This is a genomic window from Catellatospora vulcania, assembly GCF_009720385.1.
In the GTDB taxonomy this organism is placed as follows: domain Bacteria; phylum Actinomycetota; class Actinomycetes; order Mycobacteriales; family Micromonosporaceae; genus Catellatospora; species Catellatospora vulcania.
This window is the reverse complement of sequence record NZ_WARX01000014.1, coordinates 92,509-117,214: the sequence shown is the minus strand read 5'-3', so window position 1 is coordinate 117,214 and position 24,706 is coordinate 92,509. Positions and strand designations below refer to the sequence as shown.

Sequence of the window (24,706 nt, the reverse complement as noted above, 5' to 3'; positions counted from 1 at the left end):
TTCGGATTCATCCGCCTACGCGGCGAATCAAGCCCATTCGATGGTCTTTTCCTCCAGCCCGGTGCGATCCGGCTTGACGTCCGGATCGCGCGTCGGGATCGAGGCCCATTCGATAGTGGACGCGGTTCCCCACTCGATGGTCGTGTCGGTCTGGTACATCACGGTGGTCTCGTCCGCGGCAAAAGCCGGACCCGCGGCACCCACGGCGGCAATGCCCACGGCGGCGAGGATCGCGCCTCGGCTTACCAGGCGGGCAAGTCTGCTCGTACGCATCGTCGACTCCACAGCACAGCGGTCAGTAGGGGCTGACATGGATCGTGCCACAGCCGCTGGCACCGGAGGAAGCCCACAGAGCGTGCCACGCCGCCGACACGCGGATTTCTAGCCGTTCGGTGGTGATTCGCGTGACCGCCAGAACCACCCCTCCTGACGGCCGGAGCATGAAGCAACACTGTACGTCCCCGGCTCGCCCCCGGATAGTCTTCTGCGCCCGTTCGAACATGTGTACGATACGCGCCATGATGCGACTGGTAGAGCACCGATGGAACGGCACCACCGCCAGCTACCGACGGCAGGACGTGTTCCTGCGCGCCAACCCGGCCGGTCCGTGGGAGGTCGAACACCGCCAGCACGGCCGGTCGGTGATGCGCGAGTACGCCACCGAACGGGAGGCGCGGCGCGTCGCCGACGGCCTGTGTGCGCAGGGCGAATGGCGCAACCTGGAGCACCTGCACCGCTGACCGTGCCCGGGTCGCCGCCGCGAGGCGCCCCTCCCGCCGGTCGCCGGGGCGGCGGCACACGACGGTCGGCCGAGCCGTCCGCGTACGCCGCTCCCCACCGCCTCGGCACGACCGCGGATGCTCCCCCACCCCGCCCGGCGCCGCGCTGCCGGTGCCCGGCCAGTCGCCCACGATCACCCGGCCGGGTGACGGCCGCTGCCCCCGGATCAGCGCGCCAGCTGCGCGACGAAGTCGTCGACGAGTCTGATCTGCCGCTGCGGCGGGAACCGCGCCGGATCGAAGAGGGCCTGCACCACCAGGCCGTGCCCGAACCCCGCCGCAGTGGCCACGACGTCATCGGGGTCGGTGCCGGCCGGCAACTGTCCCGAGCGGACGGCCGCGTCGACGTGCGGGCGCAGCATGCCCCGCCATCGCTCGTAACGCCGCAGCTCGACCGCGGCCAGTTCGTCGTCGCCGAGCGCGGCGTCCCAGAAGCTGACCCACACCCTGTTCATCGCGGCGGTCTCCGGCGTGAGCGGCATCACGTCGAGCAGGGCGACCCGCAGGCCGGGCAGACCCTCACCCTCGGCCGCGCGGCGCTCGCGCCCCTGCGTGTGCTCCTGCGCGATCTCCAGCGCGTGCCGCACCAGCGCCTTCTTACTGGGGAAGTAGTGCGTGAGCAGCCCGGTCGAGGCGCCCATGTGCGCGGCGACGGCGCGCAGGGTCAGCCCGCCGAAGCCCTTCGCCGCGAGCACCTCCCATACCGCCTGGGACACGTCGCGACGCCTGGCGTCGTGGTCACCTTTCGCGGGCACCGCCACTCCCTCCGCCGGACAGCCTGTGCCAAGATACATAACAAACGTTTGGTACGCGAACAGGAGCATCCGTGCTGGCCTACTCCCTCACCGACACCGCCGAGATGCGCGTCCTGGAGCCCGCCTACGCCGCGCAATTCGCGGACTTCATCGAACGGCACCGCGCCCACCTCGCGCCCTGGCTGCCCTGGGCCACCGCCCTCACCGACGAGCCCCAGACCCGCGCCTGGCTTCAGCGGTACGCCGACGACACCGCCCGCGACGGCGGCCGCATCTACGGCATCTGGCAGCACCGCGAGCTGGTCGGCGGCACCCTGTTCCGCACCTTCGACACCCGCTTCCGCACCGCCGAGATCGGCGTCTGGCTGGCCCCGGACGCCCAGGGACAGGGCCTGATCACGCGGGCCGCCACCCGCATGATCGCCTGGGCGGTGGACGAGCGCGGCATCAACCGCGTCGAGTGGCGCACCGTGCCCGGCAACGCCGCCAGCATCGCCTGCGCGAAACGCCTGGGCATGACCCTGGACGGCGTCCTGCGCGAAGCGTTCCCGCACCAGGGCGAGAACCACGACGTCCAGGTGTACTCGCTGCTCGCCGCCGAGTGGCGGGCGATGGGCCGCCGGTAGGCTCCGGCCGGTGACGACAGCCTTCGACGACTACGAGCGCCGCCTGTGGCAGGGACGCGCGTCGGCGTACCAGCGAAGTTTCGCCGCCCTCTGCGGGCACACCGGCCCTGCGCTGCTCGACGCGGCCGGGGTCGGTGACCGGACGCGGCTGCTCGACGTCGGCGCCGGAACCGGCACCGTCGCGGCTCTCGCCCTGGCCCGCGGTGCTGCGGTCACCGCGGTGGACGCCGAGCAGAGCATGGTCGACGCCGCCCGGCGCGCCGTCCCGGGCGCCGACGTACGCCACGGCGTGCTGCCGGAGCTGCCGCTCGACGACGGCGGCTTCGACGCCACCGTGGGCAACTTCGTCGTCAACCACGTCGGCGACCCGGCCGCGGCGACGTCGGAGCTGCGCCGGGTCACCCGTTCCGGCGGCCGCGTCGCAGTGAGCGTCTGGCCCGCGCCCGCGCCGCCGCTGCAGCAGCTCTGGGGCACCGTCTCGGCGGCCTGCGGCCTGCGCCGCCCGGACTCCGCACCACTGGTCGCCGAGGAGCTGAACTTCACCCGCGACCCGGACGGGCTCGCGGACCTGCTGCGCGGCGCAGGGCTGACGGACGTGTCGGCGCACACCGTCACCTGGACCCACCGGGCCGACCCCGAGGACTGGTGGGCCGGACCGGCGAACGGGATCGGCGTGCTCGGCGCGATGCTGTCGGTCCTGGACGCGGCCGAGGTAGCCGTGGTCAAGGCACATTACGACCGCGCCGTCGCGGCTCACCTGGACGGGGACGGTCGGCTCGCGCTGCCCACCGCCGCGGTGATCGCCACAGGTCAGGTGCCCTGAACCCGGGCCGTCGCCGCCGGAAGGCACCGCGGGCGTGGGCCGGTGTGAGCGGTCCGCTCCCGGGGCGGGGCACACGTTTCGGCAGCCTGCGCCTATCCTCTCGGCGTGCTCAACAACATCAACATCCCCGACATCCTGGTCTGCTTCTCCGTCGCGGCCATGGTGGTCTTCGCTCTCGGCTACTTCGGCGGACGGGCCTTCGCGCGCCGACGCCCACCGGCCGGTCTCGATCAGACGGCGAGCGTGCTGGCCGGACGCCAGCGCACCGGCGAGATCACACGCGACGCCGCGATCGCGGATCTGGCCAGGTGCTACCCCGCGCTTTCGGCAACGCAGATCAGCGAAGCGCTCGACCGGAACCTGCCGACCGCCTAGGTACCGGCCGGCGCCGGCAACCGCGCCTGACCGGGGACCATTCGGTGATCGGGCTGTGACACGCCGACCCTAGGCTGCCGAGTGATCAACTCGGCAGCCTGGATACAGGCGCCCATCGTCGAACCGAAGGAACCCAGTCATGCGCCGCGTCATCGCGACCCTCTCCCTCAGCCTGGCCGTTTTCGGCACCGCCGCCTGCACGGACACGCCCACGACCGAGGCGGGACCGGGCTCCTCCGCGGCTCCGTCGGCCACGGCCGCCGCCGCGCCGGCCGGCACCGCCGACAAGAAGACCACCTGCGCGGCGTACGAGAAGGCCGAGCTCGCCGCCAAGATGGCCCTGGTCAACACGCTCGGCGAGGCCATGAAGGCCATGGACGACAAGACCAGGCAGCAGCAGCTCGTCGTCGACCTGAAGAAGACCATGACCGACTTCGGCGCCGCCCTCAGCACAGCCGCCGCCGACAGCGCCGACGCCGAGGTCAAGGCCGCTCTCGACGCGACCGTCGCCGCCCTGACCACGGCCACCAAGGCCATCGAGTCCGCCGGCGGCGACTTCGACAAGGCCAGCAGCGCGATGGACGCCCCGGAGTTCGAGGCGGCCGGCAAGAAGCTCGAGGAGCTCTGCGCGGCCTGAGCCCGGCGGCCGACCGCACGAAAGAGCCCCTCACCAGATTTCACTTGGTGAGGGGCTCTTTGCGCTGTTGGTGGCGGGTAGAGGATTCGAACCTCTGTAGCTTTCGCGACGGATTTACAGTCCGCTCCCATTGGCCGCTCGGGCAACCCGCCTGGTACAGCGTCGCCAGCACCGCAGGCGATGTTGGCTCGATAAGGATAGCGGTATGCCGGCAGCCGCGTGCAACCGGGTTGGACCATGAGCACGGCGCGCCGCCGGATCTGCTAAAACGGTACGCATGGCAGCTAACCCGTCGTTCGACATCGTCAGCAAGGTTGATCGGCAGGAGGTGGACAACGCTCTGCACCAGGCCGAGAAGGAGCTGGGCACGCGGTTCGACTTCCGTGACACGGGAGCATCCATCACCTGGGCCGGCGAGGAGGGCGTGACGATCCAGGCCAACACCGAGGACCGGGCGATCGCCGCCCTGGACGTCTTCAAGGAGAAGCTGATCAAGCGCAACATCTCCCTGAAGTCGCTGGACGCCGGCGATCCGAAGTCCTCCGGCAAGATCTACAAGATCGATTGCAAGATCATCCAGGGCATCGACCAGGAGAAGGCGAAGGCCATCTCCAAGAAGATCCGCGACGAGGGCCCCAGGGGCGTCCAGGCGCAGATCCAGGGCGACCAGCTCCGGGTGACCGGCAAGAAGAAGGACGATCTGCAGGAAGTCATCGCCCTGCTCAAGGGAGGCGACTTCGACGTCGCCCTCCAGTTCACCAACTACCGCTGACACCGCCCGCAACAGCACTTGGCCCCGCACGGTCGCCCTCGGGCGACGTACGGGGCCAAATTCGCCCCGGGCCATGGCTCCGCGGCGGACCAACTTTGACGGCAGTTCAGCCACCCTAGGCTGGTCCCGCGCTGCCGTTCGCAGCACGGAGCAGGGCATTGAGTTCGTCGGCGACGTCGTCGGCCTTGCTCCGCCGACCCGCCAACCGGGCCAGATTCGCCGCCTGCACGGCCCATACGGCGATCCGACCGCCCCGCTCCGGCAGCAGGAAGACGGTCAGCAGATCGAAAGCCTGGAAGCGCTCGATGTCGGACCACGGGACGACATGGGTCGTCAGGACGTTCACGATGGTGACGCCCTCGACGTCGGCCACGATGCGGGGGCGGACGTAGCCACGCCAGCAGACCAGGACGGCGAGGATGCTGAGCGGTACGAAGATGAACCCGTCGTCGACGTTCCCGCGAACTGCCCACGCGCCGGACAGACAGCACAGCGCCACGAGCATCGAGGTCCAGCCGAGCACCGGGTACGCGCCGTTACGGAAGGTTCGCGGCAGTCGCGACATGCCCGACCCGGCTCCGGCAGGCACGTGATCGGGACTCACACTCGCGGATTATGCCAGTTCAGAAGGCAGAGCCGACCGAAACACCGCCCGGCTTCGCCGCTGGAGACCGAAGCACCGCAAACACGAGTAATCGAGTCGGCTCACGCTCAGAGAGCATTTCGGCGAGCCTGGATCGGATGAACGGACATGAAAAGGGCCCCACCGGGCGGTGGGGCCCTTCCGCGGAGCGTCAGCGCATGTACTGGATCGGGCCGGAGCTGGCGGCCATGGCTTCCAGGCGCCGGACCCGCTCCTCCATCGGCGGGTGCGTGGAGAACAGCGACGCGATGCCGCCGCCCTTCAGCGGGTTGTCGATCATCAGGTGGGCCGAGCTGGCGAGCTGTCCCTCGGCGGGCAGCGGCATCTGCTGCACCCCCATGTGGATCTTCTTTAGGGCGCTGGCCAGGGCCAGCGGGTCGTTCGTGAGCTGCGCGCCGGAGGCGTCGGCCTGGAACTCCCGGCTGCGGCTGATGGCGAGCTGGATGATCGTCGCGGCCAGCGGGCCGAGGATCAGCATCATCATCAGCGCGAGCGGGTTGGGGCCGTCCTCGTCGTCGCCGCCCAGCGGGATGAACCAGGCGAGGTTGGCCAGCATGGTGATGATGCCGGCCAGCGCCCCGGCGACGCTGGAGATGAGGATGTCGCGGTTGTAGACGTGCGACAGCTCGTGGCCGATGACGGCGCGCAGCTCGCGGTAGTCGAGGATGCGGGTGATGCCCTCGGTCACCGCCACCGCCGCGTGCTGCGGGTTGCGGCCGGTGGCGAAGGCGTTGGGCTGCATGGTGGGGCTGACGTACAGGCGGGGCATGGGCTGTCCGGCCTGCTGCGAGAGTTCCCGCACCATCTGGTGGAGCTGGGGGAAATCGGCCTCGCTGACCGGTTGGGCGCGCATCGAGCGCAGCGCGAGCTTGTCCGAGAAGAAGTAGCTCACACCGTTCATGAGCAGCGCCACGATGACGGCGATGAACAGCCCGGCGCTGCCGCCGAACCAATAGCCGATGCCCAGGATGATCGCTGTCAGCAGGCCCAGCAGGGCCGCCGTCTTCAAGCCGTTGTGGCTGTGCATGCCTTCCCTCCACGAGTGGCGCGGTCGGTGAACCGCGCATCTGTGTCAACCAGTGCTCCTGGTCTCCACGTTCCCGCCGAGGGCTGTGAACATGCTGAAAACTCGCGTTTTGCCCGGCCGTCGCACCGCGGTGATCGCTGTTTCGTGTCAGAACCTGCGGTGGGACCGCAGATCATGGCACGAAACAGCGATCTTGCACCTGACCCGCTGGGTCGGGTCAGCGCCAGGCGGTTACTGCGGCGTAGAGGAGTTGGGGGTCGATGGTGAGGAGGAGGCCGGCGGCGGTGGCCAGGCCGAGCGCCGCGGCGGGGGCCCACGGCACGCGGGCAGCCTCGGCAGCCCCGTCGGCGGCGCGGTAGAGGGCGGCGACGGGACGCCAGTACACGGCGAGGCCGATGACCGAGACCAGGGCCACCAGTACGGCGAGCCGGTAGGAGTCGACGCGCAGCAGCGCCTGGATCACGGTGATCTTGGCGAACAGCCCGGCCAGCATCGGCGGCAGGCCGGCCAGCCCGACCAGGGCGAAGGTCAGCGCCGCGGCGCGCCACGGCGCGGTCCGGCCCAGGCCGCGCAGGTCGGCCAGGGTGCCGCCGTCGGGTGCGTCCGGGCGCAGCGCCACCACCGCGCTGAACGCGGCCAGCTCCAGCACCAGGAAGAACACGGTGTACGCGAGCGCGGCGTCGAGCAGCCCGTCGGCCTGGCCGGCCAGCGCCAGCCCGGTGAGCCCGCCCAGCGGCGCGAGGATGAACCCGGCCTGCGCGATCGACGACCAGGCCAGCAGGCGCACGGTGCGGCGCTGGCGCAGGGCGACCAGCGTGCCGATCAGCATCGACAGCGCGGCGAGCACGGCCAGGGTGATGCCCGCGGTGATGAACATGCTGCGGTCGTCGCCCGCGGCCCCGGTGGCCAGCACGCCGTCGACCACGATCAGGATCGCCACCACGCCGCCCAGCTTGGAGGCGGTGGACAGGAACGCGGCCACGGGCACGGGCGCGCCCTCGTACGTGGCCGGGGCCCAGGCGTGCAGCGGCGCGGCGGCGACCTTGAAGCCGAGGCCGACCAGGATCAGCGCCAGGCCGGTGAGCGCCACGGGCCGCCACTGCCCGGTGGCGAACAGCGGGGCCGAGACCAGCCCGCGCAGCTGCACGGTGCCCGAGGCGAGGTAGAGCAGCGCCGCGCCGAGCAGGGTGACCGCGGTCGCGGCGACGCTGTTGGCGAAGAACGTCACCGCGGCGGCAGCGGCCTCACCGGCCCGCCGGCGGTGCAGCGCCACCAGGGCGTACAGCGGGATGGTCAGGGTCTCCAGGGCCACGATCAGGGTGATCAGGTCGCCGGCGGCGGCCAGCGCGACACCGCCGGTCATCGCGCAAGCGAACAGGAAGACCGTCTCGCCCGCGGGGGCGTCGCCACGGCGCAGCGCCGGGACGTAGAGCAGCAGCGCACCGACGGTCAGCGCCGCCACCAGCACGGATACCAGGCGGGCCCGGGAGTCGAAGACCAGCGCGCAGTCCACCGGCATGATCGCGTCGCTGCCGGGTGCGGCGAGCCCGGCGCAGAAGGTGCCGATCTGGCGCGGCTGCGTGAACGCCGCGGTCATCGCGGTCGCCACCGCGCCGAGCAGGCCGGCGCCGAGCGGCCAGCGCCAGCGCGGTTGCGTGATCAGGTCCACGACCAGCACCGCGAGCGCGGTCCCGGCGGCGACCAGCAGGGGCAGCATCAGCTGGAGGTTCATGGTGCCACCGCTCCCGTCGTCGACGTGGCCGCCAGGTCGGCGGACAGTCCCGGCTTCGGCTTCACGGCGTCACCGCTGCCGTCAGCGCGGCCACCGCGTCGGCCGACATGCCCAGCACCAGCATCGGCATCACGCCGAGCAGCAGTGCCAGGGCCACCAGCGGCGACCAGGCGACCAGTTCGGGGACCCGGGCCTCGGGTGCGCCCGCGAGCGTCGCGGCCTGCGGGCCGTGGCTGACCCGCCGCAGCAGCCGCAGCAGGTATGCCGCGGTCAGCGCGCCGCCGATCGCGGCCAGCACCGCCAGCACGGTCCACAGGGTGCCGCCGCGCTGCACGGACGCCACCACGGCGAACGCCTCGCCCCAGAACCCGGCGAGGCCGGGCAGGCCGAGGCTGCCCAGCGCGGCGAAGCCGAGCACGCCGGCCAGCCAGGGCTGGCGCTCGCGCAGACCGCCGAGGTCGGCGAGCAGGCCGGTGTGCGCCCGGTCCTTGATCGCGCCGGCCAGGAAGAACAGCAGTCCGGTGAGCAGGCCGTGCGCGATGTTGCCGATCAGCGCGGCCTGCAGGCCGATCTCGTTGAGGGTGGCGATGCCGAGCAGCACGAACCCCATGTGCCCGACGGAGGAGTACGCGATCAGGCGTTTGACCTCGACCTGTGACAGGCAGACCAGGGACCCGATGAGGATCGCGGCGACCGCGAGCACACCGAGCGCGGGCGCGAACGCCGCGGCACCTTCGGGCGTCACCCCGACCCCGACCCGGATCAGGCCGTACGTGCCCATCTTCAGCAGCACCCCGGCCAGGATCACGCTGCCGACAGTCGGCGCTTCGGTGTGCGCGTCGGGCAGCCAGGTGTGCAGCGGCCACAGCGGGCTCTTCACGGCGAACGCGATCGCGAACAGTCCGAAGATCCACAGTTGGGCGTCGTGCGACAGCAGGCCGGGCTCGGCGGTCAGGCGTGCGATGTCGGCGGTGCCGGTCTGCACGACGACCGCGACCACACCGATCAGCAGCAGCACCGATCCGGCCAGGGTGTAGAGCGCGAACTTCAGCGCCGCCGCGCGCCGGGCCGGGCCGCCCCACCCGGCGATGACCGCCGCCATCGGCAGCAGCACCACCTCGAACGCCAGGAAGAACAGCACCAGGTTGAAGGCGAGGAAGGTGCCGAGGATGCCTACCTCGATCACCAGCAGCAGCGCGGCGAGCTGGTTGGCCCGTTCCGGCCGCTGCCACATCAGGTAGCCGCAGCACAGCAGGGTCAGCAGCGCCGTCAGCACGACCAGGGGGTACGAGATGCCGTCCACGCCGAGGTTCAGCCGCAACTCCAGCGCGGGCACCCAGGTCCAGTCGACCTCGTGCCACAGCGCGGCCCCCCGGCCGGACGACTCGACCACGCCGCGGGCCATGAACATCGGAGCCGCCAGCAGCAGGCTCAGCGCCGCGGCGACGGTGGCCGTGATCGTGCCGGCCCGCCCGCGCAGCAGCAGCGCGGCGACGGCCCCCAGCAGCGGCGCCAACAGCACGCCCACCAGGAGGAACTCAGAGGTCGTCATGCGAACACCACCGCCGTCACCGTCACCAGCACCGCGCCGACCAGTATCCCGGCCAGTGCCCGGGGCAGCGCGGCGCGGTGCCACGCGGCCAGTCCCGCGCCCGCGCCGGTGGTCGCCCGGCCGAGGCCGTTGACCGCGCCGTCCACGCCGGACACGTCGACCGCGGTGACCGCCCGGGAGAGCGCCCGCACGGGTTGTACGACCAGGCGGTCCTGGACGGTGTCCAGACCGAGCCCGCCCGCCAGGAACGGCCCGGCCCGGCCGAGCACCGCGGCCGGGTCACCGGCGTCGGCGCGGCGCCAGCCCCACCAGGCGGCGGCGACGCCGAGCACGGCCAGCACCAGCGGCAGCACCAGTTCGAGACCCAGGTGGGCCAGTTCGTAGTCGGCGACGAGCGCGCCGACGCCCAGGCCGGCCGCGGGCACGGCGAGCAGCAGCAGCGGGGCCCGCATGGCCCAGCCGGGCTCGTGCGCGTGCACCGTGGCGTCGCGGGCCGGGCCGAAGAAGGTCAGCAGCCACAGGCGGGTGGAGTACCAGGCGGTCAGCGCGACGCCGAGCAGCGCGGCCAGCCACAGCGCGGGCTGCGCGTGCAGCGCCCCGACGACGGCTTCCTTGCTGAAGAAGCCGACGAACGGCGGCAGCCCGATCAGCGCGCCGAGGCCGATCGTCATGGTCCAGAAGGTGAGCGGCATGTCCTTGCGCAGCCCGCCCATGCGCGACATCAGGTTGCTGCCCACCGCGTGGATCACCGATCCGGCGCAGAGGAACAGCAGCGCCTTGAACGCGGCGTGGGCCAGCAGGTGGAACATCGCCGCGTCGACGGCCTTGGCGGACAGCGCGGCCATCATGTAGCCGAGCTGCGAGACGGTCGACCAGGCCAGCACCCGCTTGATGTCGTCGGCGGCGGTCGCGGCCAGCGCGCCGAGCAGCAGGGTCACCCCCGCCATCGCGGCCATCACGGCCAGCGCCGTCGGGGAGGCCGCGAAAACCGGGAAGAGCCGGGCCACCACGTACACACCGGCGGCGACCATGGTGGCGGCGTGGATGAGCGCCGAGATCGGCGTCGGGCCGGCCATCGCGTCGGGCAACCAGGTGTGCAGCGGGAACTGGGCGCTCTTGCCGGCGACCCCGGCCAGCAGCAGCAGCGCCGCCGCGGTCACCGTCGGGCCGGACATCGCCGGGACGGCGGCCAGCACCTCGGTGATGCGGAAGCTGCCCGCGGTGACGCCGAGCAGCACGATGCCGAGCAGGAAGCCGATGTCGCCGACGCGGGTGACCAGGAACGCCTTCACCGCGGCGGCCGGGGCCTCGGGCAGCGTGCGGTCGTGCGCGATGAGCAGGTACGAGCAGGCGCCCATCACCTCCCAGCCGATCAGCAGGGAGATCAGGTCGCCGGAGAACACCACGGTCAGCATCGCGCCGGTGAAGATCGAGATCTGGGCGGCGTACGGCCCGTAGCGCCCGTCCCCGGCCAGGTAGCCGACCGAGTACACCTGCACGCACAGCGCGACCACCGCGACCGCCAGCGACATCAGCAGCGCGCGCGTGTCGACCAGCGCGGTCAGCGTCACGCCGAGGTCGCCGAAGCTGGCCCACGTCGTCGAGAACTCCCCGCGCGTGCCGTCGGCCAGCAGCAGCACCGTCAGCACCAGGCTGACCGCGGCACCGGCGATGCCCAGCGCCGCGCCGACCGGCCGGTTGCGCATCGGCAGCAGCAGCCCGACCAGCCCGCACACCAGTGGGGCCAGCACCAGCGTCGCGATCATGCTTGCTCCCCGTCGAGCGTGGGCGCGCCGGTCGGACCGGCGAGCACGGGCTCGGCGGACGGCGCGGCGGCACGCGGCTCGTCGTCGAGCGCCACCTGGTCGATGTCGATGTCCTGGCGCAGCCGGAACAGCCGCAGCACCAGCGCCAGGCCGACGCCCACCTCGGCCGCCGCGATCACGATGACGAACAGGGCGAAGATCTGGCCGGTCACCCGCTCGCGCATGGTGTCGCCGGTGACCAGGATCAGGTTCACCGCGTTGAGCATCAGCTCGACCGACATCAGCACCAGCACCGCGTTGCGCCGCCGCAGCACGCCGTACGCGCCCAGCCCGAACAGCAGCGCCGCGGTCACCAGCGGGATCACCGGACGGATCATCGGCTGCTCCCCTGTGCAACGGCAGTCGTCTCCTGCGGCGCGGACGGGCGCGACAGCACGATCGCGCCGACCAGCGCGGCCAGCAGCAGGATCGACAGCACCTCGAACGGCAGCACCCAGTCGCCGAAGACGGCGTCGCCGATGCGCTCGGCGGTGCCGACCGCCGGGGCCGGGACCTGGAACTGCGCGAACACACCGACGAACAGCGCGGCCAAACCGAGCCCGGAAGCCGCGCCGACCAGCGCCGCGGGCAGGGCCGGGCGGTCCAGATCAGAGCTGCGGCCGATCGGCGCGCGGGTCAGCATCACCGCGAACAGCAGCAGCACCACCACCGCGCCGACGTAGATGAGCACCTGCACCCAGGCCGCGAACTCCGCGCCGAGCAGCAGGAACTCCACCGCGACCGCGCCCAGCGCGACGACCAGCCACAGGCCCGCCCGGACCAGCTGCTTGGTGGTCACCACGGCGACGCCGCCCGCGACCGCGACCAGGCCGGCCACCGCGAGCAGCACGTCCTGCAACGTCACGAGGCGCTCGCGCGCTTGGCCACGGCGGTCTCCTCCTTCGACGGCTCACCGAGCGGGTCGTGCGGGGGCGGCGGCGGCACGGTGGCCATCCACTCGCCGAGCCGGTCCTTGTCGTGCATGAGGTCGCGGATGTCGTACTCGGCGTACTCGAACTCCGGCGACCAGTAGAGGGCGTCGAACGGGCACACCTCGATGCAGATGCCGCAGTACATGCACAGCGAGAAGTCGATGTCGAACCGGTCGAGGACGTTGCGCTGCCGGGGGCGGGCCGCGCCCGGCACCACGACCTCCTCCTTGTGCGAGTCGATGTAGATGCACCAGTCGGGGCACTCACGCGAGCACAGCATGCAGACCGTGCAGTTCTCCTCGCGCAGGGCGATCACGCCCCGGGAGCGCGGCGGCAGCTCGGGCGCCACATCCGGATACTGCTGCGTCGTCGAGGGAGTCACCAGGGTCTTCAGCGTGACCGCCAGGCCCTTGCCCAATCCCGCGCCCGGAATGCTCATGAGCTCCATCCTGCCGTGTCGCCGGTCGGCGCGCGAGTACCGGTACGCACGGATGATCCGGTAGCCCCCATGATCCGTTACGGTGAGCGCGTTTCGAAACGGGGAGGCTCCATCCATGCGCAAACGCGCGCCGGCCGTCATCGCCCTTCTGGCGGCGGCACTAATCGTCCCATCGTCGTCCCAGGCGGTGCCGCCGAACGTCTCAGTCCAAGGCACCTTGTCCCAGGTCGCAGCCGTCCAGACCGCGTCGCACACCGCAGCCGTCCAGGCCGCATCGGCGACCGCCGCCCGGCGGCAGGCCGCACCGGCGGCGGCACCCGCATCCGCGCCCGCATCGGCGCCGTCCGCCACGGCGGTCACCAAGGCCACGAGCCAGATCAGCGGAAAGGTCACCGACAAGGCCTCCGGCAACCCGATCGCCGGGGCCTGCGTGACCGCGTACAACAACAACCGGCAGACCCTGGGGCGCACCTGCACCGGCGCCGACGGCCGGTACACCCTCGCCAACGCCTACGCGTACACGATCTTCCTTAAGGCCACGATCGACGACCACAACTGGTGGTGGCCGGGGTCGCTGGACCAGAACTACGCGGTCGCCGTGGGCGCCTACCCGGGCCAGGCCCCGGTCGCCGACTTCGTGATCGAACGGCGCAAGGGCACCTTCCGCGGCTCGCTGACCCGCCAGGACGGCACTCCGGCGATCTTCGCCACCGCCGTCCTGTACCCGGTCGGCGCCGAGAAGCCGATCGCCTACACCGCCGACTTCGGCAGCGGTTTCGAGCGCACCGGCCTGCCCGTCGGGAGCTACCACGTGGCGTTCAACGGCAGCGGCTACGCCACCCAGTGGTATCCGGCCAAGGCCACCCGGGCCGAGGGGGCGACCGTGGAGATCACCGAGGGCGGCACCGCCACGGCCGTCGAGCAGTTCCGGGCCGTCGACCCGATCCCCACCGCGCCCCAGCTCATCACCGTGCAGGGCACCGTCATGCAACCGGACGACACGCCGGTGCCGAACGCGCAGGTCAGCCTGTATGGCAACGGCCTGGTCCCCGTCACCACGGTGCAGACCGACGGCGAGGGCCGGTTCGCGGCGCCGAACATCCGGTTCGGGATCCCTGTGTACACGAAAGTGAGCGCGGCCGGGTTCGCCACCACCTGGGACGCCAACGATCCCGAGCCATACCGCGGCAGGACGGCGTCAAGCACGCCCATCGCCATCAGGATGGGCGCGGGCTCGGGTCGGCTGAAGGTCAACCTCAAGGACTACGACGGGACGTTGCCCCCGCCGGGTGTCAACGCCACGCTGTCGACGGCGAACGGCGCCTGGACCTACACGCTGCCGGTCCGCTTCGACGGCACCATCGACCTGGCCGAGGTGCCCGCCGGCCGGTACCAGCTGAAGCTCACCCACGCAGCCCCTTCGGGCCCGTCGCGGCCGGCGCAGTGGTATCCCGCCAAGCCGGACAGCACCGCCGCGCAGGACATCACCATCGTCGACGGCCAGACCACCGAGATCACCGAGTCGATGCTCCGCCCGGCCACGATCGAGGCCACGCTGCTCGACGCCGTCACCGGCGCCCCGATCTCCGGCGCGTGCGTCCACATGTGGCAGGAGGTCTGCACCGACGTCGACGGCGTCTACCGCGGGGAACTGGACTGGCAGACAGGCCCGTACACCGTCACCGCGACGCACGAGCCCTACCACTTCCGGGCGCAGACCTCGGTCACCGCCAGGCCGGGCGAGGTCACGAAGGTGACGCTGAAGATGGCGCCGGGCGCGGTCATCGCGACGACCTACCGGGACCAGACCGCCTACCCGGCTGAGGGATCCCCGGTCTGCGTCCACACGGTGCGCGGACGCTGGGGGCTGGAGGACGACGGCCAAGGCGCACCGGTATGCGCCATGCCCGCCGGCGACGGAACGCTGCTGCTCGGTCCTTTCCAGCCGGGATTCGTGCAGCTGTTCGTCAGGTCCCGGGGTATGGCCGGGGCGCAGTGGCTCGGCTACCAGGGCGGGACCGGCGACCGCCGCAGCGCGGCGACGGTGCGCCTGCAAACGGGCGCGGTCACGACGGCGCCGACGATCATCGCGGCCGAATCGGGCGGGGTCTTCGGCAACATGCGGGAGGCGGCCACCAACAAGCCGGTGCGGGACACCTGCGCGCAGGCAGGGCCTGGGATGACGAGCTGCGGCGACGGCGGCTTCTACCACTTCGCTGACCTGGGCCCGTACCAGTGGGCGATCGCCTATTCAGGCCCCGGCATGGTCACCGTCAGGCCGGGCGAGGCCGGCGCGCCCGCGTCACTGATGATCATTTCACGGACGGAGATCGTGGCCGACGCCTTCCTGCGGCCGGGCACCATGGTGCAGTCCTTCGCGTTCGGCGGGACGGCTCCGGTGTTGTGGTATGTGACTGCTTACGACGCGTCGACCCGCGAGATGGTCAACGCCTCGGGCAGCGGCTTCGGCATGATCCTCCCGCCCGCCCGGTCCGTGGTGCTGCGGCTCGACTACGACGGCCAGCACTGCTGGGCGTACTTCGGCTCCGGCAGCGGACGGACACCGTACTACCGGGTCGGCGCGAGCACGATCAGCAGGATCACGCTGACACCGGGGCAGAACTGCCTGGATGCCGAACCGACGCCGGTCCCGGAGCGGATGCCCCCGGCGTCCGGCCACAGACCGCGCCCGCGGCGCTGAGCGGCGGTGGCCGCCGGTGTGCGGGTGGTGCTAGCTCAGCGCCACCCGCACGCCGGCGGTCAGCACCAGCTGCGCCAGCGCCAGCGGCACCAGCACCAGCCAGCACAGGCGCTGCAGCTGGTCCTCGCGCAGCCGGGGCCAGGAGACCCGCAGCCAGATCACGACGAACGCCACCGCGCCGGTCTTGAGCAGCATCCACAGCCAGCCCACCGAGTCGGCCCACGGGCCGTGCCAGCCGCCGAGGAACAGCGCCGCGGTCAGCGCCGAGATGACCACGATGCCGACGTACTCGGCGAGCAGGAAGAACGCGAAGCGCAGGCCGGTGTACTCGGTCATGTAGCCGAAGACCAGCTCGGAGTCGGCGATCGGCATGTCGAACGGGGGGCGGCGGATCTCGGCCAGCCCCGACACGAAGAAGACGATCGTCGCGGGCAGCTGCCACAGCAGCCACCACGGCTGCCAGGCGGCCACGATGCCGGGCAGGCTGAGCGTGCCCGCGGCCATCGCCACGCTTGCCGCGGACAGCACGAACGGCAGCTCGTACCCGAGCAGCTGGGCCGCCGCGCGCAGGCCGCCGAGCAGCGAGTACTTGTTCGCCGAGGCCCACGCCGCCATCAGCACCGCGATCACGCCCACGCCGACGACGGCCAGCACGAAGAACAGGCCGACGTCGAGCTGCTGCCCGACCAGGTCACCGGGGCCGAGCGGGATGACCAGCAGCACCAGCAGGTACGGCAGCAGCGCGACCGCGGGCGCGAGCCGGAACACCGGGCCGTCCGCGGCGCGCGGGGTCACGTCCTCCTTCTGCGCGAACTTCACGCCGTCGGCGATCAGCTGAGCCCAGCCGTGGAACGCACCGGCGTACATCGGGCCCAGCCGGGCCTGCATGTGCGCCATCACCTTGTGCTCGGTCTGGCCGACGATCAGCGGCAGGGTCAGGAACGCCACCGCGACCAGCGCGACCCGCAAGATCACTTCCCAGGTCATGCCGTCGCTCCGCTCCGCTGCGCGCCTGGACGGCCCGGAAGACTCATGATTCGGTCACTGCGTTCGCTCATGCCGCCGGCCCCCACTCCCCCGGCGCGGGCACGCCCGGCGGGCGGATCGCCTGGCGTTTGGAGCCGGTCTCCGACTCGCCGGGCTCCTTGGCCCCGGGCCACGGCTTGGCGACCCGGCTGGCCAGCACGAAACTCTTGCGCAGCGGGTGGCCCTCGAACTCGGGCGGCAGCAGCAGCGGTTCCAGCGGGCCGGGGAAACCGATGCCGAACATCTCGTACGTCTCCCGCTCGTGCCACGCCGCGCCGGGATACACGTCGACGGCGGACTCCAGTGACCCGTCCACTGGCACCCGGGTGCGCAGCAGCACCCCGTGCCGCCGACCCGTCGACCACAGGTGCGCGACCACGTCGAAGCCCGCGTCCAGCTCGTCCACGGCCGACAGCCAGTCGAAGAAGTCGCAACCCAGCTCGTCGCGCGCGGTGGTCAGCGCGGACAGCCAGGACGCGGCGGGCACGTCGACGACCGCACGCGCGTACGGACCGCCGCCCGACACGCCCGCCTGCGCGCCCGTGACGGACTCCGCCAGGCGCGCTCCGATCTCCTCCGGCGTCATGACCGGCATCCTATGCCCGCCGCCGCCCGGCGCGCCCCACCTCACCGGCGGCGGCCACCCGAGCGGCCCTCCGACGCCGTTGATCGGACCCGCTATGCTGCGGCGGATTTCTGACACCCCTGGAGCTGCCCGTGACCGAACACCGCGAATTCGCGGAGTTCTACAGCGCGTCGTTCCAGAAGCTGGCCGCCGCGCTGTACGTGTACACCGGAGACCTCGCCGAAGCCCAGGACGTGGTGCAGGAAGCCATGATCCGGGCGCTGGCGCGGTGGTCGACCGTGTCCACGTACGACGAGCCGGCCGCCTGGGTGCGCCGGGTCGCCTGGAACCTCGCCACCAGCCGCTGGCGGCGCGTGCGGCGCGGCCTCGAACTGGCCTCGCGCGGGCACCGCGAGGAACTCTCGCCCGGCCCGGAACCTGACCGGGTGGCCATCGTCGCCGCACTGTCCGACCTGCCCACCCGCCAACGTCAGGCGGTGATCCTGCACTATCTGGAGGATCTGCCGATCGCGGAGATCGCTGCGATGATCGGGGTAGCTGAGGGAACGGTCAAGTCCTGGCTGCACCGGGCCCGGGCCACCCTCGCCGACCGACTGTCCGAGCTGGCTCCGGAGGAGGTCGACCGTGTCTGACGACCTCCGCCGGATGCTCGCCGAAGCGAGCCGCGCCGCGCAGCCGCACCTGCGGCCGCCCGGCCCCGACGCTGCCCGGAACACCCTGCGGCGCCGCCGGGTCATGCGGGTGTCCGGGCTGGCCATGGTGCTGGTGCTGGCGCTCGTCCTCGCCACGAACCTCCTCCCCCGACCCACCTCGCCGATGCCGCCGCTGGTGCCCACCCCGTCGATCGGCCCCACGGTCGACCCGTCGGCCTCGCCGTCCGGGCCGGTCTCGGCGACGCCGACGGTCGTGCCCTCGCTGTCACCCTCGGCGACACCGGCGCCGGGCTCCTCGCCGTCGCCCGGCGCGACACCGAGCGGCAGGCCGGGTTCGTCCGGGCAGCCGGTCGCGAACCCGAGCCCGAGCCCGTCCCCGTCGCCCTCACCGCCGCCGCCGGCCTGCGTCGACATCGTGGAACCGCAGATCACCAACGCGACCACGCCCGCGCCCGCCACGATGACCTTCAGCATCGCCCCGGCGGACCTGGAGCGGCTCTGCGACGGGTGGCAGATCCGCATCACCTGGGCGGCGTACTACGTCTACCAGGACTCCTCCCAGATGATGGCCAGCGCCAACGACTTCGTGCTCAGCGCCGCGACGCCGACTCGGACCGGCCGTCTGTACAGCGAGTACAACTGCCCGGCGGACCGCTACTTCTACTTCGGCGCCCACACGTTCCCCGAGACGATCCCCGCCGGCGAGCACCTCGACCTGCCGGCCTGGTCACCGGGCCGCAGCACGGGCCTCTTCCGGCAGCACTTCCTGAACGTCAACTGCTGACCGGGTCACACGCCCGGGATCGCGCCGTTGCGGAACAGGTCGACGAAGAGCTGGTGGTCGCCGCGGGCCTGGGCGCCGTACGCGTGCGCGAACTCGACCAGGCCGCGCACGAAGCCGGCCTCGTCGCGGTCTAGTTCGGCCACGATCGCCTCCTCGGTGGAGAAGTCGACGAGGTCGTGGCTGGACTCGTCGTCGGCGACCGAGTGCATGCGGGCCACCGCCCGGCCCAGCTCGCGTACCACGCTGACCAGCTCGTCGGGTTCGTTGACGTCGGACCAGTCCAGGTCGGCGGCGTACGGCGACACCTCGGCGACGAGCTGCCCGACCCCGCCCAGCTCGGTGTAGCCCAGCCAGGCGTCGGCGGCGGCCTGCAGCGCCCGCTGCGACTCGGCGGTGCGGTGGCCCTGGTGCAGGAAGTAGCCGCGTACCCGGGCGTCGTCGATGTGCCGGGCCACCGCCGGGGTCTGCGCCTGCTTCATGTAGACGACGACGTCGTTCTCCAGCGCCTGGGTGTGCCCCTCGAGCAGCAGGCTGTACGACGGCAGCCCGGCCGAGCCGATGCCCACGCCCTTGCGCAGCACGACGTCCTTGATGGTGCGCTCGACGCCGGAGTGGCCGTTGTGCGCGTGGTACGGGTTCAGCGTGCCGAGGTAACCCCGGAAGGCCTCCTCGACGGCGGCCCGGGTCGGCGCGTCGATCTGGTAGACCCCGTCGCGGTCGGCGAAGCGGCGCTCGTACCGGTCGATCACGGTCATGCCCTGCAGCAGGTCCACCCGGGTGTTCAGGCGGGCCTGCTGGAGCACCCGGTGCAGCGGCCCGGTGGTGGTGGACAGGGTCAGCGAGCCGATGGCGTCGTCGCCGCCGAGCGCGATGGCGCGCAGCTCGGCCAGGTACGATCCGGCGAAGTCCTTGATCAGGTAGCCGATGGTCTCGTCGGACAGCGCCTTGGCGTAGCCGAGCAACGCGATGCTGGCGCACAGCCGCCGCAGGTCCCACAGGAACGGGCCGACGTACGCCTCGTCGAAGTCGTTGACGTTGAACACCAGCACGCCTTCGGCGTTCATGTAGGTGCCGAAGTTCTCCGCGTGCAGGTCACCGTGGATCCACACCCGGCTGGTCTGCGGGGTCAGAAAGGTGTCGTCGGCGTACTGCCCGTTCATGTCGGCGTAGAACAGGGCCGCACTGCCGCGGTAGAACGCGAACGCGCTGGACGCCATCTTGCGGAACTTGCGCCGGAACGCCGCGGGCTCCGCCGTCATCAGCGGCCCGAACTCGGTGACCAGCACGTCCAGGATCTGCTCGGAACGCGTCATGGCTTGGACGCTAACGCGTGATCGCAACCAGGCGCTGCGGAAACAGGACAGGTCAGCGCGGTGGTGACACGATCGGGGCGGTCAGCGCGGCCGGGTCGGGGCGGTGCACGCCGCCGAAGCCGGACTGCTCCGCGGCGATCTTCTCCTGCAGGCGCAGGATGCCGTGCAGCAGCGCCTCGGGCCGCGGCGGGCAGCCGGGCACGTACACGTCCACCGGGATGATCTGGTCCACGCCCTTGGTCACCGAGTACGAGTCCCAGTACGGACCGCCGCAGTTGCTGCACGCGCCGAAGGAGATGACGTACTTGGGTTCGGGCATCTGGTCGTACAGCCGCTTGATGGCCGGGGCCATCTTGTCGGTGACCGTGCCCGACACGACCATCAGGTCGGCCTGGCGGGGGCCGTGCGCGAACGGGATCACGCCCAGTCGCATGAAGTCGTGCCGGCCCATGCTGCTGGCGATGAACTCGATCGCGCAGCAGGCCAGGCCGAAGTTGAACACCCACAGCGAGTAGCGCCGACCCCAGTTCAGCACGAACTTGATCGGATCTCCGAGCACCGAGGGCAGGGCCATACGGGTCAGCCTAGACCGCGGAGGTGGGCGGGACGTAGCCCAACCACGCCTCGACCTCCTCCTGCGTCAGGATGCGGTCGACGCGCACCTGGGCGGTGATCGGGAAGCGCCGCCCCGGCCGCCAGTGCCGGCTGTAGCGGGCGTCGTCCAGCACCAGGATGCGCGAGCCGCTGACCACGGCGATGTCGGCCGGACCGGCCTCGTTGCGCATGGTCGCGCCGGTCGCGTCGGTGAGGTGGAAGCTGTCGTCCACATGCTCCAGCACGGTGCCGTCCGGCCCGTGCTGGAACGCGCTGATCCAGCGCGCGTCGGGCCGCTTGCCCTGCACCAGGCCCGCCCCGATCAGCGCGTCGGCGAGCAGCGTCTGCAGCTGGAAGTTGTCGGCCACGCCGCTGACGAACACCATCGCCCCGCGCCGGGTCGGCCGGTGCAGCACCAGCAGGTGCTCGTCGATGATGCGCAGCGCCAGGATGAGCCGCATGAACGCGGGGGCGGCCGAGTGCAGCGGGTCGACCTGCGCGGTCCAGGCGGCCCGGTCGCCGAGCTGGGCCCGCGCCTCGGCGTGGTGCAGGCAGGCCACGGCAGCGAGCGCCCAGTGCGGGGCGTCGCGCCACGCGGCCACCAGCGGCATCGCCCGGTCCGGGCCGAGCTGGGAGGCCAGTAGGCCGGTCGCCACCGTGATGTCCAGCTGCGTACGCTCCGGCAGCGGCCGGCCGCCGGCGTACGCCATCCACGCGTCGATGAACGCGTGCGTGCCGGTCAGGGCACTGTTCAGGCGCTCCAGCACGATCCGGGTGAGCGGGCCGGGCGAGCCGCCCAGCTCGACGAGCGCGCCCGCGGCGGTGGCCGCGGTGGCCGCGACGAACGGGATCGGCGCCGCCCCGATGGCCGGGGCCAGGTGGGTCACCGCCGGGGTCAGCTCGTGCGCCGGCGCCAGCCGGGCAGCCTGCACCAGCGGAGCCACCGCGGCCAGCGCGGAGTTCACATCCTGGCCGAGGATGAGCTGGTGGAACCGCTGAACATGCTGCACGAACATGTGGCGTGCACCCTCCCCTGAGGTCCTGTACGCAAGACGTGGAGCTACCTGGCCGGAGCTGCCTCGGGCAGCGGTTCGCCGCTCGTGACGGCCGGGTCGCCACCGAGGTCGTACCCGCGCAGCAGCACCAGCGCGATGCCCACGATAAGACCCGGCACCACAGTGAACCCGAGCAGTACTCCCGTCTTCGCCAGATCGCTCTGCGCGACCGTCTCACCTGCGGTGGTGGAGATGTAGCCGAAGAGCTGGAGCACCACGCCGAAGATGAACGGCCCGAGCGCCAGACCCAGGGTCTCCCCCGCGGTCCACACCCCGGTGAACACGCCGGCCTGCCGCTTGCCGGTGCGGGCGGTGTCGTACGCGATGCAGTCGGGCAGCATGGACAGGCCGAACAGCTGCTGGCCGGCATAGCCGAAGCCCATCAGCGCGATGATCGAGTAGATCGTCCAGTGCGGCAGCAGCGGGGCCGCCGACAGCGCGAGCGTCGCCACGGTGAGCGTGATCGAGGCGACCACGTAGCCCTTGAGCTTGCCGAGGCGCTCGCCGACGCGGCGCCACACCGGCATCACGAACAGCGCCGGGCTGACCACGACCACGAACAGGGCGGTGGTGGTGCCCGCGTCGCCGAGCACGTGCTTGGCGAAGTACTCGACACCGCCGAGCATGCAGGCCACCCCGGTCGACTGCGCCACGAAGCAGGCCACCAGCACCCGGAACGGCCGGTTCGCGGCGACCACCTTGAGCTGGGCGCGCAGCGACGGCTCGCTGGCGGTGATGGTGCCGGTCGGGGCGGAGCGGGTGCTCACGAACACGATCAGCGTGCCGCCCACCATGATCGTGGCGACGAACAGCGCCATCCAGCGGTAGCCGGGCAGGCCGCCGCCCATCGCGTCGCGGATGATCGGGGCCATCGCGCCGGAGACCAGGATCGAGGTGGCCAGCAGCGCCACCCGCCAGGTCATCAGCCGGGTGCGCTCGGAGTAGGAGCCGGTCATCTCGGCGGGCATGGCCACGTAGGGCACCTGGAAGAAGGCGAACGCGGTGGCCGTGAGCAGGAACATCACCGCGACGTACAGGCCCGCCTGGCCGCCGTCGCCGAATGGGGCGGCGAACAGCAGCGCGAACAGCACGGCCATGGCCAGGCCGGCGAAGAGCAGGTAGGGGCGGCGGGCGCCCCAGCGGGTCTGGGTGCGGTCCGAGATGCGGCCGACCACCGGGTTGAGCATGACGTCCCAGGCTTTGGGTAGCAGCACCAGCAGGCCCGCCAGGCCCGCGGCGACACCCAGGGTGTCGGTCAGGTACGGCAGCAGCAACAGGCCAGGGACGGTGCCGAAAGCACCGGTCACCAGGGAGCCGAGCGAATATCCCACTCGCACTCGAGTGGGAAGCGCTTCGTCCGGAGCCTCCATCACCTCCACACTGGATGTCATGAGCGCGGATCGTACGGGAGGCGAGTGAATGCTGGTACCTGCCGGTGTGGCAGCGGGCCATCCGGCCACCGCTGATGTAGGCCTTCGGGTACTGCGGATGGGCGGAACGGCGGCCGACGCGGCGGTCGCCGCGACGCTGGCCGCCTGCGTCGCTGAGACGATCTTCACGGGACTGGGCGGCGGCGGGTACGCCACTTACTACGAATCTTCGTCTGGCCAGGTCACCTGCCTTGACTTCTTCGTTGCGATGCCCGGCCTGGACGGTGATCGCAAGGCGGAGCCGATGACGCCGATCGCCGTGCGGTTCGGCGAGGTGCCGCTGCCGTACGAGATCGGCGGGGCCTCCGTCGCGGTCCCCGGCCTGCCCGCGGGGTGTGGCGAGATTCACTCGCGTTGGGGCGCCCTGCCCTGGGCCGACGTCGTCGCGCCCGCCGCCGGGCTCGCCCGCGCCGGCGTCGCCATGCCCTTCGCGCACGCGGTCACCCTGCCCTCGCTCATCGAGGCCATGCTGCCCGGCCAGGGCGGCCCGGCGTACGCGCCCGGCGGCCGGCTGCTGCAGGGCGGCGACCGGCTGTTCCACGCCGGGCTCGCCGACGCGCTGGACATCCTCGCCGACGACGGCCCCGCCACCTGCTACACCGGCAAGCTCGGCGCGGCCGTCGTCGAGTCGGTGCGCGCCGACGGCGGGGCGCTCGGGCCGCTCGACCTGTCCGCATACCAGGTGCTCGAACGGGCGGTGACCACCGCCGAGCTGGCCGGGAGTCTCGTGCACGGCCGCGCCGACCTCAACCGCACCGTGCAGACGCTGCGCGCGCTGCCCCCGGACCTGGCCGCCATGCCCCACCCGGAACGCGCCGTGGTGCTGGCCGACGCGCTCGACGTACGCGGCCCCGACGACCGGCTCGGCGACACCACCAACGTCACGGCCGTCGACAGCGCCGGCAACGCCTGCGTCATCACCACCACGCTCGGCCTCGGCTCCGGCGTCTGGCTACCCGGCCTGGGCGTGCACCTCAACTCGATGCTCGGCGAGGGCGAGCTGTACTCCGGCGAACTCGCCCCCGGCGAGCGCCTGGCCTCGATGATGTGCCCGCTCGTGGTGCTCGACGCCGACGGCGCGCTCCGCCTGGCCATCGGCTCCGCCGGAGCGTCCCGGATCCGCTCCGCCCTGCTGCGCACGCTGGTCGGCGTCCTGATCGACGGTGAGGACACCACCGCCGCCGTAGCCGCCCCGCGCCTGCATCCCGTCGACGACGTGGTCCACGTGGAACCGCACTTCCCCGTCCCCGAGGAGATGGCCCTGGCCGAATCCGGCTACACCGTCAACCGCTGGCCAGACCGCAACCACTACTTCGGCGGCGTCTCCGCCATCGGCACCGCCGGCGCCTCCGGCGACCCCCGCCGCGGCGGCGCCGCCCGCCTCCTCCTGTAGGCGGGTTGATCATGAACTTATGGCACGGCTCGACGGCGTGTCGTGGCCACAACTTCATGATCATGATCGCGGCCCGGCGGGCGGCGGTGTTGATCCTTCGACTTGCCAGGCAATCGCGGGTAAGCGGGGTCAAGATACGCACAGGCGCCTGGCAAGTCGGGCGATCTTGAGGCGCATGTGCGATCGGCCGCCGCCGGTGCGGGCGGCCCGGTCAGCGCGTGCGGCCTGGTCAGCGGGGGCGGCCCGGTCGGCGGGGGTGCCCCGGTCGGCAGGG

At 71.8% G+C, this 24,706-nt stretch carries 26 protein-coding genes and 1 tRNA gene; 10 read left to right on the top strand and 17 right to left on the bottom strand.

The annotated features are described in order from the left end of the window. Positions 1-27 precede the first annotated feature (27 nt). Entirely contained in the window at positions 28-273 is a 246-nt protein-coding gene (locus F6W97_RS30700; protein ID WP_155374066.1) for a hypothetical protein, read from the bottom strand. Between the two features lie 245 nt (positions 274-518). On the opposite strand from F6W97_RS30700, the gene F6W97_RS30695 reads away from it, so the two are divergent. Continuing rightward, a complete protein-coding gene (locus F6W97_RS30695) occupies positions 519-740 on the top strand; it encodes a hypothetical protein (protein WP_155374065.1) in 222 nt (73 codons plus the stop codon). 206 nt (positions 741-946) lie between these two features. On the opposite strand, the gene F6W97_RS30690 is transcribed toward F6W97_RS30695, so the two are convergent. Continuing rightward, entirely contained in the window at positions 947-1,534 is a 588-nt protein-coding gene (locus F6W97_RS30690) for a TetR/AcrR family transcriptional regulator (RefSeq protein ID WP_230687115.1), read from the bottom strand. A gap of 71 nt (positions 1,535-1,605) precedes the next feature. Between F6W97_RS30690 and F6W97_RS30685 the strand changes: the two genes are divergently transcribed. The 4 genes from F6W97_RS30685 to F6W97_RS30670 all read left to right on the top strand — a co-directional run bounded on the left by F6W97_RS30685 (position 1,606) and on the right by F6W97_RS30670 (position 3,995). Continuing rightward, the gene (locus tag F6W97_RS30685) at positions 1,606-2,160 is read left to right on the top strand and encodes a GNAT family N-acetyltransferase (RefSeq protein ID WP_155374063.1); all 555 of its coding nucleotides are present in this window, start codon (positions 1,606-1,608) and stop codon (positions 2,158-2,160) included. Positions 2,161-2,170: 10 nt separating this feature from the next. Then, a complete protein-coding gene (locus tag F6W97_RS30680) occupies positions 2,171-2,983 on the top strand; it encodes a class I SAM-dependent methyltransferase (RefSeq protein WP_155374062.1) in 813 nt (270 codons plus the stop codon). A gap of 105 nt (positions 2,984-3,088) precedes the next feature. After that, entirely contained in the window at positions 3,089-3,358 is a 270-nt protein-coding gene (locus F6W97_RS30675) for a hypothetical protein (protein ID WP_155374061.1), read from the top strand. A 139-nt stretch (positions 3,359-3,497) separates the two neighbouring features. Continuing rightward, entirely contained in the window at positions 3,498-3,995 is a 498-nt protein-coding gene (locus F6W97_RS30670; RefSeq protein ID WP_155374060.1) for a hypothetical protein, read from the top strand. Positions 3,996-4,063: 68 nt separating this feature from the next. Here F6W97_RS30670 and F6W97_RS30665 read toward each other — a convergent pair. Then, positions 4,064-4,147 (bottom strand) — tRNA-Tyr (locus F6W97_RS30665). Between the two features lie 125 nt (positions 4,148-4,272). Here F6W97_RS30665 and F6W97_RS30660 point away from each other — a divergent pair. Then, positions 4,273-4,767: a YajQ family cyclic di-GMP-binding protein gene (locus tag F6W97_RS30660; protein ID WP_155374059.1), complete on the top strand. Its 495-nt coding sequence runs from the start codon at positions 4,273-4,275 to the stop codon at positions 4,765-4,767. A gap of 115 nt (positions 4,768-4,882) precedes the next feature. Here F6W97_RS30660 and F6W97_RS30655 read toward each other — a convergent pair whose 3' ends face one another. The 8 genes from F6W97_RS30655 to F6W97_RS30620 all read right to left on the bottom strand — a co-directional run bounded on the left by F6W97_RS30655 (position 4,883) and on the right by F6W97_RS30620 (position 12,906). After that, positions 4,883-5,371, bottom strand: a complete 489-nt coding sequence (locus F6W97_RS30655; RefSeq protein WP_155374058.1) for a PH domain-containing protein — start codon at positions 5,369-5,371, stop codon at positions 4,883-4,885. A gap of 190 nt (positions 5,372-5,561) precedes the next feature. Continuing rightward, positions 5,562-6,437: a zinc metalloprotease HtpX gene (gene htpX / locus F6W97_RS30650; RefSeq protein WP_155374057.1), complete on the bottom strand. Its 876-nt coding sequence runs from the start codon at positions 6,435-6,437 to the stop codon at positions 5,562-5,564. A gap of 217 nt (positions 6,438-6,654) precedes the next feature. Beyond that, positions 6,655-8,169 (bottom strand): NADH-quinone oxidoreductase subunit N, encoded by a 1,515-nt coding sequence (locus F6W97_RS30645; protein WP_155374056.1) that lies wholly within the window; start codon positions 8,167-8,169, stop codon positions 6,655-6,657. A gap of 61 nt (positions 8,170-8,230) precedes the next feature. Beyond that, on the bottom strand, positions 8,231-9,721 hold the full coding sequence (locus tag F6W97_RS30640; RefSeq protein ID WP_155374055.1) for a complex I subunit 4 family protein: 1,491 nt from the start codon (positions 9,719-9,721) through the stop codon (positions 8,231-8,233). Next, positions 9,718-11,487, bottom strand: coding sequence for an NADH-quinone oxidoreductase subunit 5 family protein (locus F6W97_RS30635; RefSeq protein WP_155374054.1), 1,770 nt, complete (start codon positions 11,485-11,487; stop codon positions 9,718-9,720). The genes F6W97_RS30640 and F6W97_RS30635 overlap by 4 nt, the downstream gene beginning before the upstream one ends. Beyond that, the gene (gene nuoK / locus F6W97_RS30630) at positions 11,484-11,861 is read right to left on the bottom strand and encodes an NADH-quinone oxidoreductase subunit NuoK (protein WP_155374257.1); all 378 of its coding nucleotides are present in this window, start codon (positions 11,859-11,861) and stop codon (positions 11,484-11,486) included. The genes F6W97_RS30635 and nuoK overlap by 4 nt, the downstream gene beginning before the upstream one ends. After that, entirely contained in the window at positions 11,861-12,391 is a 531-nt protein-coding gene (locus tag F6W97_RS30625) for an NADH-quinone oxidoreductase subunit J family protein (RefSeq protein WP_155374053.1), read from the bottom strand. The genes nuoK and F6W97_RS30625 overlap by 1 nt, the downstream gene beginning before the upstream one ends. Next, positions 12,388-12,906 (bottom strand): NuoI/complex I 23 kDa subunit family protein, encoded by a 519-nt coding sequence (locus F6W97_RS30620; protein WP_155374052.1) that lies wholly within the window; start codon positions 12,904-12,906, stop codon positions 12,388-12,390. The genes F6W97_RS30625 and F6W97_RS30620 overlap by 4 nt, the downstream gene beginning before the upstream one ends. A gap of 208 nt (positions 12,907-13,114) precedes the next feature. Here F6W97_RS30620 and F6W97_RS30615 point away from each other — a divergent pair, with 208 nt between their 5' ends. After that, on the top strand, positions 13,115-15,598 hold the full coding sequence (locus F6W97_RS30615) for a carboxypeptidase-like regulatory domain-containing protein (protein WP_155374051.1): 2,484 nt from the start codon (positions 13,115-13,117) through the stop codon (positions 15,596-15,598). A gap of 30 nt (positions 15,599-15,628) precedes the next feature. Here the strand turns inward: F6W97_RS30615 and F6W97_RS30610 are convergent, their stop codons facing one another. Together F6W97_RS30610 and F6W97_RS30605 are read right to left on the bottom strand one after the other, a co-directional pair. Next, complete coding sequence (locus F6W97_RS30610) at positions 15,629-16,585, bottom strand: complex I subunit 1/NuoH family protein (RefSeq protein WP_155374050.1); 957 nt, start codon at positions 16,583-16,585, stop codon at positions 15,629-15,631. 67 nt (positions 16,586-16,652) lie between these two features. Next, positions 16,653-17,210 (bottom strand): NADH-quinone oxidoreductase subunit C, encoded by a 558-nt coding sequence (locus F6W97_RS30605; protein ID WP_155374049.1) that lies wholly within the window; start codon positions 17,208-17,210, stop codon positions 16,653-16,655. Between the two features lie 131 nt (positions 17,211-17,341). On the opposite strand from F6W97_RS30605, the gene F6W97_RS30600 reads away from it, so the two are divergent. Beyond that, positions 17,342-17,842 carry a SigE family RNA polymerase sigma factor gene (locus F6W97_RS30600; protein ID WP_230687114.1) on the top strand — a complete coding sequence of 167 codons (501 nt, stop codon included), beginning with the start codon at positions 17,342-17,344 and terminating at the stop codon, positions 17,840-17,842. Beyond that, positions 17,835-18,647, top strand: coding sequence for a hypothetical protein (locus F6W97_RS30595; protein WP_155374047.1), 813 nt, complete (start codon positions 17,835-17,837; stop codon positions 18,645-18,647). The genes F6W97_RS30600 and F6W97_RS30595 overlap by 8 nt, the downstream gene beginning before the upstream one ends. Positions 18,648-18,652: 5 nt before the next feature. Here F6W97_RS30595 and F6W97_RS30590 read toward each other — a convergent pair whose 3' ends face one another. The 4 genes from F6W97_RS30590 to F6W97_RS30575 are packed head-to-tail and all read right to left on the bottom strand — an operon-like array spanning position 18,653 to position 23,000. Then, positions 18,653-19,960, bottom strand: coding sequence for a DUF2252 domain-containing protein (locus F6W97_RS30590; RefSeq protein ID WP_155374046.1), 1,308 nt, complete (start codon positions 19,958-19,960; stop codon positions 18,653-18,655). Between the two features lie 52 nt (positions 19,961-20,012). Next, on the bottom strand, positions 20,013-20,534 hold the full coding sequence (locus tag F6W97_RS30585; RefSeq protein ID WP_120317207.1) for an NADH-quinone oxidoreductase subunit B: 522 nt from the start codon (positions 20,532-20,534) through the stop codon (positions 20,013-20,015). 10 nt (positions 20,535-20,544) lie between these two features. Continuing rightward, positions 20,545-21,570, bottom strand: a complete 1,026-nt coding sequence (locus F6W97_RS30580) for a hypothetical protein (RefSeq protein WP_155374045.1) — start codon at positions 21,568-21,570, stop codon at positions 20,545-20,547. Positions 21,571-21,614: 44 nt separating this feature from the next. Then, positions 21,615-23,000, bottom strand: a complete 1,386-nt coding sequence (locus F6W97_RS30575; RefSeq protein WP_155374044.1) for an MFS transporter — start codon at positions 22,998-23,000, stop codon at positions 21,615-21,617. Between the two features lie 97 nt (positions 23,001-23,097). Here F6W97_RS30575 and F6W97_RS30570 point away from each other — a divergent pair, with 97 nt between their 5' ends. After that, entirely contained in the window at positions 23,098-24,432 is a 1,335-nt protein-coding gene (locus F6W97_RS30570; RefSeq protein ID WP_330164995.1) for a gamma-glutamyltransferase, read from the top strand. Positions 24,433-24,706: the final 274 nt, after the last annotated feature.

Coding starts and splice junctions, on each gene's coding strand:
- F6W97_RS30645 (WP_155374056.1), bottom strand. CDS start 8,169: ATGAACCTCCAGCTGATGCTGCCCCTGCTGGTCGCCGCCGGGACCGCG.
- F6W97_RS30585 (WP_120317207.1), bottom strand. CDS start 20,534: ATGGCCCTGCCCTCGGTGCTCGGAGATCCGATCAAGTTCGTGCTGAAC.
- F6W97_RS30570 (WP_330164995.1), top strand. CDS start 23,098: ATGGGCGGAACGGCGGCCGACGCGGCGGTCGCCGCGACGCTGGCCGCC.
- htpX (WP_155374057.1), bottom strand. CDS start 6,437: ATGCACAGCCACAACGGCTTGAAGACGGCGGCCCTGCTGGGCCTGCTG.
- F6W97_RS30575 (WP_155374044.1), bottom strand. CDS start 23,000: ATGACATCCAGTGTGGAGGTGATGGAGGCTCCGGACGAAGCGCTTCCC.
- F6W97_RS30695 (WP_155374065.1), top strand. CDS start 519: ATGATGCGACTGGTAGAGCACCGATGGAACGGCACCACCGCCAGCTAC.
- F6W97_RS30610 (WP_155374050.1), bottom strand. CDS start 16,585: ATGACCTGGGAAGTGATCTTGCGGGTCGCGCTGGTCGCGGTGGCGTTC.
- F6W97_RS30590 (WP_155374046.1), bottom strand. CDS start 19,960: ATGACGCGTTCCGAGCAGATCCTGGACGTGCTGGTCACCGAGTTCGGG.
- F6W97_RS30660 (WP_155374059.1), top strand. CDS start 4,273: ATGGCAGCTAACCCGTCGTTCGACATCGTCAGCAAGGTTGATCGGCAG.
- F6W97_RS30640 (WP_155374055.1), bottom strand. CDS start 9,721: ATGACGACCTCTGAGTTCCTCCTGGTGGGCGTGCTGTTGGCGCCGCTG.
- F6W97_RS30635 (WP_155374054.1), bottom strand. CDS start 11,487: ATGATCGCGACGCTGGTGCTGGCCCCACTGGTGTGCGGGCTGGTCGGG.
- F6W97_RS30605 (WP_155374049.1), bottom strand. CDS start 17,210: ATGACGCCGGAGGAGATCGGAGCGCGCCTGGCGGAGTCCGTCACGGGC.
- F6W97_RS30700 (WP_155374066.1), bottom strand. CDS start 273: ATGCGTACGAGCAGACTTGCCCGCCTGGTAAGCCGAGGCGCGATCCTC.
- F6W97_RS30620 (WP_155374052.1), bottom strand. CDS start 12,906: ATGGAGCTCATGAGCATTCCGGGCGCGGGATTGGGCAAGGGCCTGGCG.
- F6W97_RS30670 (WP_155374060.1), top strand. CDS start 3,498: ATGCGCCGCGTCATCGCGACCCTCTCCCTCAGCCTGGCCGTTTTCGGC.
- F6W97_RS30580 (WP_155374045.1), bottom strand. CDS start 21,570: ATGTTCGTGCAGCATGTTCAGCGGTTCCACCAGCTCATCCTCGGCCAG.